Origin of the sequence: Clostridium sp. AN503 (genome assembly GCF_040719375.1) — a bacterium.
Taxonomy (GTDB): Bacteria; Bacillota; Clostridia; order Lachnospirales; family Lachnospiraceae; genus Brotaphodocola.
Genome location: NZ_JBFDTP010000002.1, coordinates 2,905,001 through 2,916,824 on the forward strand (window position 1 = coordinate 2,905,001; position 11,824 = coordinate 2,916,824).

At 50.9% G+C, this 11,824-nt stretch carries 13 protein-coding genes and 1 pseudogene; 3 read left to right on the forward strand and 11 right to left on the reverse strand.

From position 1 onward, the window contains the following. Positions 1-27 precede the first annotated feature (27 nt). Positions 28-586: pseudogene (locus tag AB1I67_RS20785) on the forward strand (manganese efflux pump MntP family protein). Between the two features lie 133 nt (positions 587-719). Then, positions 720-1,121 carry a VOC family protein gene (locus AB1I67_RS20790; RefSeq protein WP_367032150.1) on the forward strand — a complete coding sequence of 134 codons (402 nt, stop codon included), beginning with the start codon at positions 720-722 and terminating at the stop codon, positions 1,119-1,121. Between the two features lie 2 nt (positions 1,122-1,123). Here AB1I67_RS20790 and AB1I67_RS20795 read toward each other — a convergent pair whose 3' ends face one another. The 6 genes from AB1I67_RS20795 to AB1I67_RS20820 form a co-directional block, all read right to left on the reverse strand. Beyond that, positions 1,124-1,843 (reverse strand): hypothetical protein, encoded by a 720-nt coding sequence (locus AB1I67_RS20795; protein ID WP_367032151.1) that lies wholly within the window; start codon positions 1,841-1,843, stop codon positions 1,124-1,126. A 20-nt stretch (positions 1,844-1,863) separates the two neighbouring features. Further along, positions 1,864-2,679: a histidinol-phosphatase gene (locus AB1I67_RS20800; RefSeq protein ID WP_367032153.1), complete on the reverse strand. Its 816-nt coding sequence runs from the start codon at positions 2,677-2,679 to the stop codon at positions 1,864-1,866. A 4-nt stretch (positions 2,680-2,683) separates the two neighbouring features. Further along, positions 2,684-3,373, reverse strand: a complete 690-nt coding sequence (locus AB1I67_RS20805) for a hypothetical protein (RefSeq protein WP_367032154.1) — start codon at positions 3,371-3,373, stop codon at positions 2,684-2,686. Continuing rightward, the gene (locus AB1I67_RS20810; RefSeq protein WP_367032156.1) at positions 3,366-4,403 is read right to left on the reverse strand and encodes a DUF1700 domain-containing protein; all 1,038 of its coding nucleotides are present in this window, start codon (positions 4,401-4,403) and stop codon (positions 3,366-3,368) included. Before AB1I67_RS20810 ends, AB1I67_RS20805 begins: the two co-directional genes overlap by 8 nt. Beyond that, complete coding sequence (locus tag AB1I67_RS20815) at positions 4,396-4,716, reverse strand: PadR family transcriptional regulator (protein WP_367032157.1); 321 nt, start codon at positions 4,714-4,716, stop codon at positions 4,396-4,398. Before AB1I67_RS20815 ends, AB1I67_RS20810 begins: the two co-directional genes overlap by 8 nt. Before the next feature lie 194 nt (positions 4,717-4,910). Then, positions 4,911-5,585: a hypothetical protein gene (locus tag AB1I67_RS20820; protein ID WP_367032159.1), complete on the reverse strand. Its 675-nt coding sequence runs from the start codon at positions 5,583-5,585 to the stop codon at positions 4,911-4,913. Between the two features lie 351 nt (positions 5,586-5,936). Between AB1I67_RS20820 and AB1I67_RS20825 the strand changes: the two genes are divergently transcribed. Beyond that, complete coding sequence (locus AB1I67_RS20825; RefSeq protein ID WP_367032160.1) at positions 5,937-6,596, forward strand: type II secretion system protein; 660 nt, start codon at positions 5,937-5,939, stop codon at positions 6,594-6,596. A gap of 117 nt (positions 6,597-6,713) precedes the next feature. Here the strand turns inward: AB1I67_RS20825 and AB1I67_RS20830 are convergent, their stop codons facing one another. The 5 genes from AB1I67_RS20830 to AB1I67_RS20850 form a co-directional block, all read right to left on the reverse strand. After that, entirely contained in the window at positions 6,714-7,121 is a 408-nt protein-coding gene (locus tag AB1I67_RS20830) for a VOC family protein (protein WP_367032161.1), read from the reverse strand. Positions 7,122-7,123: 2 nt separating this feature from the next. Next, positions 7,124-8,092, reverse strand: a complete 969-nt coding sequence (locus AB1I67_RS20835) for an ABC transporter permease (protein ID WP_367032162.1) — start codon at positions 8,090-8,092, stop codon at positions 7,124-7,126. Between the two features lie 3 nt (positions 8,093-8,095). Further along, positions 8,096-9,628, reverse strand: coding sequence for a sugar ABC transporter ATP-binding protein (locus tag AB1I67_RS20840; RefSeq protein WP_367032164.1), 1,533 nt, complete (start codon positions 9,626-9,628; stop codon positions 8,096-8,098). 105 nt (positions 9,629-9,733) lie between these two features. Beyond that, positions 9,734-10,870 carry a substrate-binding domain-containing protein gene (locus tag AB1I67_RS20845; protein WP_367032165.1) on the reverse strand — a complete coding sequence of 379 codons (1,137 nt, stop codon included), beginning with the start codon at positions 10,868-10,870 and terminating at the stop codon, positions 9,734-9,736. Between the two features lie 54 nt (positions 10,871-10,924). After that, positions 10,925-11,794 (reverse strand): sugar phosphate isomerase/epimerase family protein, encoded by an 870-nt coding sequence (locus tag AB1I67_RS20850; protein WP_367032167.1) that lies wholly within the window; start codon positions 11,792-11,794, stop codon positions 10,925-10,927. Positions 11,795-11,824: the final 30 nt, after the last annotated feature.

Consider the following 11,824-nt stretch of genomic DNA (forward strand, 5'->3'; position numbering starts at 1 on the left):
AAACTATAATACACGGAGGAATTTCACATGTCATTACTGGAGTTGTTTATTATTGCGGTCGGACTTTCCATGGACGCGTTTGCCGTATCGATCTGCAAGGGGCTGTCCATGTGCCGTTGGCGCGGCAGGGATGCGCTGATCATCGGCCTGTACTTCGGAGGCTTCCAGGCGATGATGCCATTTGCCGGCTATCTGCTGGGCAGCCGGTTCAAGCAGGCGATCACTGCTTATGACCATTGGATCGCATTTATCCTGCTTGGGGTCATTGGAATCAATATGATAAAGGAATCCCTGGACAAGGAATCTGAATCCTGCGACGCCTCTGTCCGAATGAAAGACATGTTGATCCTCGCCATAGCTACCAGCATCGATGCTCTCGCCGTGGGAGTGACCTTTGCATTCCTGCAGGTGCGGATCATTCCTGCCATCTCTTTCATCGGTCTGCACGACCCTCCTGCTTTCTATGGTTGGGGTGAAGGTGGGTACTGTCTTTGGATGTAAGTACAAATCCAGGGCAGAGCTTGCAGGAGGACTTATCCTGGTGTTTATGGGGTGTAAGATCCTGATTGACCATCTGTTTTTCTGAAATGAAAACCGGCGGTTCTTTTCCTCGCGCGTTAAATTAGGGGAAAATATATGTTCCGAATGGAATAGACTGGTGATATCTGTTCATCCTAAAAGGAATAGACTGATTCTATAATTTAAGGAGGACTGACACCATGATATCACCCTGTATCAATTTCCAAGGAAATGCAAATGAAGCAATCTCATTTTATGAAACTGTTTTTAACGGCACCGGCAAACAGGTCATGAAGTACTCAGACCTGCCGCCAGACTCCAATCATCCAGTCTCTCACGGTATGGAGGACTGGATACTCCACGGCCGGCTGACCATCTTCGGGACCCTGTTCTGCTTCAGCGACTCCCAGGAACCCGCGCAGCCGGGGACCATGTTTTCCTTCTCTGTCTGGTGCAAAACGCCGGAGGAGGCAGCCGATATCTATCACAGACTGGCGGACAGCGGGGAAATCCTGATGAAACTGGCGCCGCAGCACTTTGCCAGGGCATACGCCTGGGTCAGGGACAGGTTCGGCATAAGCTGGCAGTTAATCTGTGAGTAGCCTCACTGTTTTCTGACCGTATAGTCTCCATCGCCGAAATAACAGATATAGCGGTCGCCTTTGCCGTCGGTAAACAGGATAATGTGGTCTTCACGGTTGTTTTCTGTATCGATCCACTCTGCCCGGGCAGCCGATGCGGTGGACAGATCTATATCCGTTTCTTTCAGGGCCTCGGCTATCTGCTCACCATTCGCCCGCAGATCATACTGATACGGCGTAGTTTCATGCAGGCTCCTCTTAGATATATAAGGCCCTTCTGCGCCTTCTCCATATGAGACGATAATATAACCGCTTCTTCCATCATCTGTGGAGAAGGTACAGGTATAAAGTCCCTTGTCCGGCTGTGCAACCGGCTTAAAATCGTGGTCCAGGAGCAGGACAGGCGCCAAAGTATCATAGTTCCAGTGAGCCTCCGTCTCCTCGCCGGTCTGTTCTTTAAACCACATATCAAAAAACCTGCGGATGCTTTTGTTCTGCAGATAGGAATAGACTGGATTCTCCCTGGGCAGATAATACGAGTTCAAAAGGAACACCGGAAGAGGCCCTTCTTTTTCCATCTCTGCCGGGGATTCTATGCCCGCTAATCCTGCCGCAGCATTGCCTGTGTCCAAGACCACTCCCTCAGTCCTGGCCTCATGGTCTGCTTCTCTCGCATGATTTGACGATCCACAACCCGAAATCAGGATGCCCGCTGCAGCCAGAATCAATATCGTCCTTCTCATAACCACTCCCTCCGCTGTACTTACAGCTCAAGCTCCCGGAAACCACCGCCGGGTTTTAATATAGTCAGCCTGCGAAAACCGCATGCTCCGGCAATACGCAGTGCCTGGTCAAAGTGAAAACCAATGGTATCCGCATGGTGGCTGTCCGAATTGATCATGATCCTTCCGCCCATGCTGTGCAGCTCTCTCAGCAATATCCTGTTAGGATACGGCTCCGAGCGGTACCCCCGGGATATGGCGCCTGTGTTGATCTCAAACGGCAGGCAGGCGTCGTTTAATCTCCGCATCGCAGCAAGAGCCGGCTCCAGGTAATCGTCCCTCGTCTCGTCAAAATACCGGAAACCTTCATTAAATTTGGTCAGCAGATCAAAATGCCCGATAAAATCGCATCCGGTCCTGTCATATACTGTGGCTTCCAGCTCAAAATAATCTCTGGCGAACGCATACCAGTCACCGTCCCAGAGGCGCATAACCCCATCCTCCAGCTTTTCTGCCGTGTCGTCAACAGATATGTACTCCCCGCCCTTTTCTACACAATGGACTGAACCGATCGCATATTCCGCCTTCTGCACCGGCCCTAAGCAGTCCAGTTCGATGCCTATATAAATATTCATCTTCCCGGCATACTCTTCCCTGAGAGCCAAAAGCTCCTGCTTATATTGTTCCAGAATATCATCGGACATGCCAAATCCCGGATCACAGAAGGAATAATCCGCATGCCCGGAAATCCCATAATCCGTTAATCCTTTATGAAAAGCAGACTCTACCATCTCCCTCGGGCTGCTCTTTCCGTCACACCAGGTTGTGTGGGTATGAAAATCTGCTCTCAGCTTCATCGTATCAATACTCCCTTATCTCCTTAATATGCTCCATCGATGCCGGATTTACAAAAACCTTTACTTCCGTAACCGTATCCGCACGGTAACTGGCAAGCCTGCCCTGCTTCAAATCGTTCAGGATCTCATCCTTATTCTCCATCCAAAGGCCGAAATCATCGCGGTAGTGGGACCTTAAGTGAAGCTCCCCCTGATACCTTACAGGCTTTTTCCTGGAATCCACAGCATCTATAACGTTTAACCGTGACTCGTGTTCCTCGCCGCCGGTCATGCTTGAACGTTCCAGGCTACCGCTTTCATCCGGACCATCCGTATCATCGTAACCTGGGCCCATGTTCTCTTCCATCAGTTCTTCTTCCTCGTCCTCATCATACTCCGAAAAATACAGGCTCGGTGTAACCATCTTTTCGTTGTAGGTTATCCGGTAACGGACCGTATTCTCCGGCACCGTCTCATCCGTTTCCACATAACTCACCTGTCCATCATCATACCAGACAGGCGCAACCTTTACAATCCCCCTCTCGGAATCAAAGGAAAAATCCAGTTCTTTTGTCACCATGCTGTCTTGTCCGATCTTCTTCTCTCCGGCATAGGTGATGGAGGAGTACTCTACAAAAGCAACTCCTGTACCAATTCCTCCCAGCAATACCCCGCCAAGGAATATTCCCAGCAAAATTTTCTGCAATCTACGCATGTTCTTCTCCCTCCAATCCCAAAACTTCCACTGTCTGATCCACTGCCTGATCCGCCTCCTGCTCTGTCTTTTGCTGGTTCCCGGAAATATCTGCCGTGCGCGGGGATTCTTTTTTGTTCCTCCATATAAGAGTCATACCAAATCCAGCCGCCGCAAACAGGCAGAGGTTCAGTCCCAGGCATCCTATCACCACACCTGCCAGCGGATATCCCTGAGTCAGCAATACCGCAATCATCCCCAGTCCAAACAGGCAGAACAGTCCCATCACTCCGCAGAAAATGGAGAACCCTGCCCAGCAGAGATTCCACGCAGCGCGGATGCACCAGCCTGCCGCTTTCCAGCAGAACCGAAAAGCGCCTTCAGCCACTCCCAGCATCCCGGATACTACAGACTTTGCCATGTTCCTGCCGCTTTTTCGTCTTGATCTGGTCCCTGCGGCATAGATCCTGTTCTGGGGCTGCCCGGCACGTCCGGCGTCTGCTTCCTGCTGCCGCAACCGCTTCATATCCGCCGTCTGCTCTTCTTCTGTCATCATCTTCTCCTCTTCCGTCTGTTCCCATTCACACGCCTGCATCTGCGCGCTTTCTTCCCTCTGGTCTCTGTATGCCTCCAGCTTCTGCTTCATCCAGGCGATCGGACGGGATATCTGTGCTTTCCAGAACAGCAGCACTCCCCACAGCCATACTCCAACCCGCTTTAGTCCCCTGACTGTCTGCCGCCCGGTCTTCGCGCACAACTCCCCTGTCTGCTCCAGGATCTCTTTGCTGGCTTTCTCTCCTTCAGCGAAAGAAAAACGTTTGCCCTTCTCCTTTTCCGCCGCATAATCCGCGCGCACATGATACGCTTCCAGGATCTCAGCAGACAGCTGGCTCAGGCTGCCAAAATCTGCGATCGCTTCCTCTTCGGTCAGCCCGCTCTGGACCTTCATATCGATATGCTGCTCATATTCCCCCACAATATCTCTTAACTCATCCTCCTGGAGTACGGATAATGACCGTTCCAGTTCCTTTATAAATGTTTTCTTATCCATTCCGGCACTCCTTTAAAAATCTCGCCACCTTTTCTGTCAACTGGTTCCACTCTACTTCCAGGCTGTCCCGGTACAGTACCCCGGCCGCCGTCAGATGATAATACTTCCTCGGAGGTCCCTCTGTAGACTCCCTCAGATACGTCTCAAAGTAATGCTCATTCGTCAGACGCTTGAGCAGCGGATAGATCGTGCCCTCATTCACGTCCACAACCTTGGACACTTCTTCGACCAGCTCATACCCGTACATGTCCTTCTGCCGGACAGACTCCAGAACGATCAACTCCAGGACCCCTTTCTTAAATTGTGCATTCATATATGTACCACGCCTTTCTCTGGTATTATGCGTTTCTTTAATACTATATTATACATACTACTGTGTAATGTCAAGTACTAAATTTAAAAAGTAGACAGCCACCGGGTTTTTACCGATATGCGGCTGTCTATTCCTGAGCTCACTTTATGATCCTGCATACTCTGCCTGCGGCGGCACACAAGCTCACACCTGCCTTACTGTGTATCTTCTGCAAAGAGTACCAGTTTCTGCACGTTGTTTTCCGCATCACTCCACACAAGCAGCTTACGGGATTCCGTCACATCCTGAAGAGTCACCATGTTACGTGTGAGATATGGGATCACCGGGCATTCGCCAGGGACCTGATAGGTCTCGCCTGCTTCTGTAACCAGAACCCAGTCTCCATTCTCCTGCCAGGTCATGGACTTTACCTCCACATAGGACGGAGCTTTAAAATCAGCAGGAATCTTGCAGATGATCATCTCGGCGGTAGTCATCGGCGGAAGGCTCATGGTCATCGCCGGCCCAATGTATGCGTAGATGGTCTCTCCCACCTGAATATCGGAAAGCTGCACCGGGAATCCATTCTCCGCATCCAGCACTCTGCTGTACTCATCGGAAACATTCAGCACGATCTCTCCCTGAAATGACGTGCCTGACTGATTGTCAATGTGGACTCTGCCGTCCTCAACACTGATCACGGTACCCCAGATCTGTAACATATCCAGCTTCACAGCCTCCTCACCTGCGGATGGTCCGCCTGCATTCTCTGTCTTAACTCCTCCGGCAATCACTGTCGGAGACTGAGCCAGGGCCATACCTGCACCGGCAACAGCCAGAAGTCCGGAACAACAGATAACTGCCAAAGCTTTTTTGTTCATCTTTTTCATATAATCAATCCTCTTATCTTTCTTACTGTTATTTGTGTGTATTTCACTTACAGGCACAGTATAGCAGATATTTCCTGTGATTACTATTGACGAATCCGTAAATTTCTCTTACGGTTCTCTAACGGCAAATTCCTGGAAAAATGCTAAACATATGTGACCGCGCCCGGTTTTTACTCTTATTTTAGGTATTGATTCGTTTTCACTTCGTATGTTTGTATTCCAACAAAATAAATGCTACCAAATACCTTCAGTGTATTATATGGTAGTGTTCATACGCCTTTTCAGGCATTCGCATTAGGGATTTTATACTTGATAACAAAACAATGACAGCGTATACAGATGATAAAATTGATGAATACAAACAAACGAAACAGCAGCGGTTATACCCTGGTAGAACTTATAACGGTACTCGTGATCCTTGCTGTGACGGCTGCCATGGTGATTCCGTCTTTTGCAGGATTTATAGAAAAAGTAAAAGAAGAGCAATATATACTGGAGGCGCAGGGTATGCGCCGTACAGTTGAACTGTATCTGATCGATAAGAATGATCCGGATATCGATACCATGATGCTCCTTTGGGAACTGACCTCGACCCGGCTGGATTCTCCGAAACATCCTCTGGCAAACTACATGACAGTGCGCTGTACGAAAGGGGCAGCCATTGAAGGTCTGACTATAAATACCGCCACCTATCAGGTGTTCGGCATCAGATACCGCGTAGCCGGCTACCTGATTGAAATTGATGGGAGCAGTGTTAAGATTAATCTGATACCAAAACAAAAAAACAAAGAAAGCCCCTCCAAATTCAGCACGGTTTCCGCTTTGTATTGGGTCCAGGCTTTCCGTCCCTCATATTTTCTGCCCCTGCAGGTTATACTAAGCCAGGAGGTGATAACATGTGCCACAGATTCGGTAAAAAAACAGATACAAAACCCAGCGCAAAACCGGATACCGACCGTTATGGTGACGGAGATGTGCCGGAGGTTGATACGGAGCCTTACAAAAATGTAGAGCCGCTTCCGGAATCCTCAAGAGAACGCCGCGACGGCCCCGGCGGGGACTGACGAATAAATGTAAAAAGCGCCCCCGCAGACCACATTTTTAAGGTCTGTAGGGCGCCTTTTATATTTACAGCCTCTGGTCAAACTCGATCCGCTCCCGGTTCGGTCCTTCTATCATGAAAAACCGGACCCCGTTTTCCCAAAACGGAAGCTCCTCAATCCCATCGCTCACTATTTTATAGCCCTGCCTGCTGGCCAGCTCATACGCCGCAGCCGCGTCCAGGCAGTCCACCGCGATATGGTCTACCGCCCCCGCTGCCAACACCGGCTCCGCCTCGTAGGCCTCTAACAGCAGATTCCCAGACTGCAGAAAGGCAACCTTTTGAGAACCCCGGAGCTCCGTTTCGAATACCCGCAGGAACCCAAGGCCCTCATAAAACCGGCAGGTTTCCTCCACATCCGCCGCCGGGATTCCGATGTGCTGTATCCCACTGCAGATATCCATCATTCTTATTTTTTCCGTGTTCTCTGTCATACCTATTTGCGCCCTCTCTTTTTCAGCTGGTCCACCACAATGGCGATGACGATCACGCAGCCGGTGATCACCTGCATCACGAATGCCCCGATACCAAACTGGGTGCCCACGTTATCGATCAGAATGATCAGGACAGTGCCCAAGAGGGTACCGAATACCGATCCGCAGCCGCCTGCAAGAGACGCTCCGCCCAGTACGCTGGCTGCGATGGCATTGGTCTCATACGCCTCGCCGGCCGTGGGGATCGCAGAGTTGATCCTTGCGCAGAGCAGGATACCCGCGATACCATAGAGCAGACCTGCAAAGGCGTAAGTGGAATATATGGTCTTCCGGATGGAGATACCGTTCAGCTTTGCGACCTCAGAGCCGGAACCGAGCACAAATAAGTTGCGCCCGAAGATCGTGTAACGCAGGATCAGAAAGCAAATAATGGCTATCACGAACCACACGATCGCCAGCTTGGGGATAAACAGCACCGAGCCGGACGCAAATGCGGAAAACGTCTTGTTGATGCCCGATACGGTTCCGCCGTTGGAGATCACCTTGATCAGTCCGCGTAAAATAGTCTGGGAGCCCAGTGTCGCCACGAATGCAGGCACATTGAACTCATGGACCAGCATGGCGTTGAACAGGCCCGCAGCCACCGCCACGATGATCGCAATGGTCATGGACGCCAGGATATTCATTCCCCATTTAGCCTGTGCCATGGCTACCATCAGCGTACTCATGCCCACGATAGCGCCGCAGCTGATATCGATCCCGCCGGTGATGATGACGTAGGTCTCAGCGATGGCGATAATGCCGATAATGGCGCACTGTTTCAAAATGTTGGTTAAGTTGTATGTAGTCAGGAAGTTCTCTGTGCCAAAGGTCGCCAAAAGGAAGATCAGGGCAATGATCACTCCCATGGATACCTCTGTCTTCATCAAAAGCGCTTTCATCCTGCCGTTGTCAGACTGTTTCGTCTTCATATCCTAAACTACCTCCTTCTGGTTTTCATCATAGTAAACAGTCGAGGCGAGACGGAGCACCTGCTCCTCCTCCACCTTACGCAGCTCGTCTGATTCCAGGCGGCCGGATACATGTCCCTCCGCCATAACGATCATCCTGTCGGACAATCCGATCGCCTCCGGCAGATAGGAGGATATGATAATGACTCCCTTGCCCTGCTTGGTCAGGCTTTCTATGATCTTAAAGATCTCATCCTTTGCGCCCACATCCACGCCGACCGTCGGTTCGTCGAAGATCAGCACGTCCGGGTCCCGGCACAGAAGCTTTGCGATAACAACCTTCTGCTGGTTCCCGCCGGACAGATTGTTCACGAGCTGATTGACCGTAGGCGTTTTGATGGCGATCTTCTTCTTGTAATCCTCCGCTCGTTGTGTTTCTTTCTTTAAGTCGATGATGCCGCCTTTGCTGATCGTGTCATAGGAGTACATATTCGTGTTGAGCTTTACGGTCTGTAAAAGAGCCAGCCCATCCTTGCGCCGGTCCTCTGTCAGAAAACCGATCCCCTTCATCATGGCGTCCTTGGGACACTGGATATGTACCTCCTGGCCTTTTACAAAAAGCTTCCCCGAATCGATCCGGTCCACTCCGAAGATAGCCCGCATGACCTCGCTCCGCCCGGCGCCCACCAGTCCAAAGAACCCCAGGATCTCCCCCTCGTGCAGGCTGAAGCTGACATCCTTAAACTTTTCACCCGTCAAATGCTCTGCGCGCAGCAGCTCTTTGCCCGGTTTCTGGTGCTCGATATTATAGATATCCACCATGGAACGTCCTACCATTTTGGATATCAGATAATCCTTGTCTACATCTGATACATCCTTCGTCTCCACATAGGTCCCGTCCTTCATGATGGTAACAGTGTCACAGATCTCCATGATCTCCTCCAGGCGGTGGGAGATGTAGATCACGCTGACACCACTTTCTTTCAATTCCCTGATATAGCGAAATAATGTGTCCACTTTTTCATTTTCAAGCAATGCGGTCGGCTCGTCAAAGATCACAAGCTTTATATTCTCATTGACCGAGATCTTGCTGATGGTGATCATGGCCTGCATGGCCACCGGCAGGGATGCGATGGTAGCTCTCGGGTCAACGTGCAGGTTGAATTTGTCGATGACCTTCTGGCTCTCCGAATAGATCTTGTTCCAGTCGATGATCATCCCTTTCATCGGCAGGCGTCCAAGAAAATAGTTTTCTGCAATACTTAGATTCTTTGCAATGTTTACATTCTGATAATTGGCATGCATCCCGCACCGTTTTGCGTCGATGGCATTTTTCGGCGACTCCCATTTTCCGTCTACATTGATCTCTACTTTCCCCTCGGTGGGAGTCTCTACTCCCATAATACATTTGATCAGTGTGGATTTCCCGGCGCCGTTTTCCCCAACCAGCGCACGTACCTCACCTTTTCTGATCGTCGTCGAAATCCCCTTCAGCGCCTGAACACCCGGATAAGTCTTCACGACGTTCTCTATTTTTAGCAAAATATCCTGCTCCATACGCTACTCCTTCCAGACTGTCTGGTCACGGCTTATCCGTGCACTGTCTTTTAAGACTCCGGCAGGACCATACGCCCTGCCGGAAAACTGCAAGTCAAATACCGCTTATCTCTTTAACAGGGTCGGGTCCAGCATAGCCGCATACTCCGGCTCATGCATGTTCTCGGTTGTAACTGCTACCGGCGGCATAGCGATCTTCTGCTCGCTCTCCGGATTCTTGCCCTGAAGCAGGGTCTCCACTGCGTTCTGCATGGATGCGTAGCCCTGCCCATATGCGTCCTGGATGATGATACAATCGATGTTGCCGGCTTCCAAAGCTGCGATCTCGGTCGGGTCGGAATCCACGCCGATGGTGATCACTTTGTCCGCGATGCCCGCGTTCTCAACTGCCAGCGCAATTCCGTCGCCGGATACATTGTTTGCGCCGTAGATACCGATCAGCTGCTCGCCGTAGGTAGCGATCTGGTTCTCAATATCAGCCTGTGCGCGTGCAAGGTCGTTATTATTGTAGAGAGTATCCAACACCTTGATGTCAGAATGAGATTCCACATAAGCTTTAAAGTTGTCCATACGCGGCTGCAGGGACGGGTTAACATTGGAGAATTCCATTGCGATCACGCCTTCCTTCGGCAGTCCTGCCTCCTCCAGCATCTCTAACATCACCTTGCCGGCCATGTCGCCGATGTCAGCGCTGACGGTCGTGTAATACTGGTTGTAGCAGTCCGCATACTCGGTGGAATCCAGGGTCTCCAGGCCACAGTTGGTAAAGTTCACCACAATCCCCTGATCCATCGCATCCTTGGCAACGGTCCTGGTGGAATCCGGAACCTGGGTTGCAGAGATGATCGCATCCGGCTTGGAAGCGATCGCATTCTCAAATGCGCGGATGTAGGCTTCGGTCTCGGCCTCGGTCGCCGGTCCTACCACTGCAAAGTTCACCGTAATACCGTACTTCTCTTCCATATCCTTCGCCGCATTCTCCATGCCGATCTGCTGATACTGCCAGAACTCGGACTCTGTAGAACAGGTCACCCAGGTGACATCAAACGCCTGGCCAGCGCGAGCCGCCTCTGTTTCCTTTGCTTCTGCTTCCGCCGGTTTTTCCGTCGATGCCGCTGCGGTGGTCTCCGCCGGTTTTTCTGCTGCCGTCGTCGCTGCGGTCTTGCTGCCGCCGCATGCTGTCAGCGATGCGCACATTGCCCCTGTCAGTACCATTGCTACCAGTTTTTGCCCTTTTTTCATATCTTTCTTCTCCTTTTCTTTTTCGGCGTCCCTTTTGGGAACGTCTTTTTTATGTTAACTAAATACTGCTCTTAAATAACGGACAGATTCTGCTGCCTCCTGATCCAGGATCTCCTCTGAACAGTCGGACTTTAAATCTCTCCAGATACGGATATCGCGGCCCACCTCACCGCCATGGATCACAAAGGGTTCCATAACCACAGGACCGTCATATCCCACTTCAGCAAGCGCCTTGCCAATCTTCTCCCAGGGGATCATATGCCCCTGGCCCGGAAGCTTCCGGTTGTTCTCCCCCACATGGAAATGCCCCAGCTTTTTGCCTGCGGTCAGGATCGCCTCCGCAAAATCGTCTTCTTCCATATTCATATGGTAGGTATCCAGCATGACCTTTACATTATCCGCCCCCACTGCATCCACATAGTCCACGCACTCTTTTGCAGAATTGATCAGATACCCTTCATGGCGGTTCAGAACCTCCATGCCGAGGGTGATATCATATTCCGCAGCCATAGCTGCCAGTTTCTTCATATTGATAATGCTGCGTTGTAAATCCCCTTCCTTGTCAACCGGCCCGGAATAGTCAGCCGGCCAGTAAGAATACAGTCCGCCGCCTACCAGGCGGATGCCCAGCTGATTTAAGACCGGAAAGGTATCTGCCCAGAACCGGAATGCAGATTCTACAATCTGCGGATCTGCGGAAGCGATATTCTCAGAAGCCTTCGGTCCGTATCCGCCGGTCAGCTCGATCTGGTTCTCCTGAGCGCATTCCTTCAGAGCGAGGATCTGCTCCTTTGGAACACTTTTAAGCCCCGCACAGGAGATTTCCAGGATATCAAATCCAAGGCGTTTCATCTTTTCAACGTACTTCCGGTAATCCGCCCCCCACTGCCGCTCCCAGTAAGCATAATAAATACCATATTTCATCGCAGACCTCCTTATCATTGATTCAACCTC

Coding starts and splice junctions, on each gene's coding strand:
- AB1I67_RS20790 (WP_367032150.1), top strand. CDS start 720: ATGATATCACCCTGTATCAATTTCCAAGGAAATGCAAATGAAGCAATC.
- AB1I67_RS20845 (WP_367032165.1), bottom strand. CDS start 10,870: ATGAAAAAAGGGCAAAAACTGGTAGCAATGGTACTGACAGGGGCAATG.
- AB1I67_RS20810 (WP_367032156.1), bottom strand. CDS start 4,403: ATGGATAAGAAAACATTTATAAAGGAACTGGAACGGTCATTATCCGTA.
- AB1I67_RS20825 (WP_367032160.1), top strand. CDS start 5,937: ATGAATACAAACAAACGAAACAGCAGCGGTTATACCCTGGTAGAACTT.
- AB1I67_RS20820 (WP_367032159.1), bottom strand. CDS start 5,585: ATGAAAAAGATGAACAAAAAAGCTTTGGCAGTTATCTGTTGTTCCGGA.
- AB1I67_RS20795 (WP_367032151.1), bottom strand. CDS start 1,843: ATGAGAAGGACGATATTGATTCTGGCTGCAGCGGGCATCCTGATTTCG.
- AB1I67_RS20830 (WP_367032161.1), bottom strand. CDS start 7,121: ATGACAGAGAACACGGAAAAAATAAGAATGATGGATATCTGCAGTGGG.
- AB1I67_RS20850 (WP_367032167.1), bottom strand. CDS start 11,794: ATGAAATATGGTATTTATTATGCTTACTGGGAGCGGCAGTGGGGGGCG.
- AB1I67_RS20805 (WP_367032154.1), bottom strand. CDS start 3,373: ATGCGTAGATTGCAGAAAATTTTGCTGGGAATATTCCTTGGCGGGGTA.
- AB1I67_RS20835 (WP_367032162.1), bottom strand. CDS start 8,092: ATGAAGACGAAACAGTCTGACAACGGCAGGATGAAAGCGCTTTTGATG.
- AB1I67_RS20800 (WP_367032153.1), bottom strand. CDS start 2,679: ATGAAGCTGAGAGCAGATTTTCATACCCACACAACCTGGTGTGACGGA.
- AB1I67_RS20840 (WP_367032164.1), bottom strand. CDS start 9,628: ATGGAGCAGGATATTTTGCTAAAAATAGAGAACGTCGTGAAGACTTAT.
- AB1I67_RS20815 (WP_367032157.1), bottom strand. CDS start 4,716: ATGAATGCACAATTTAAGAAAGGGGTCCTGGAGTTGATCGTTCTGGAG.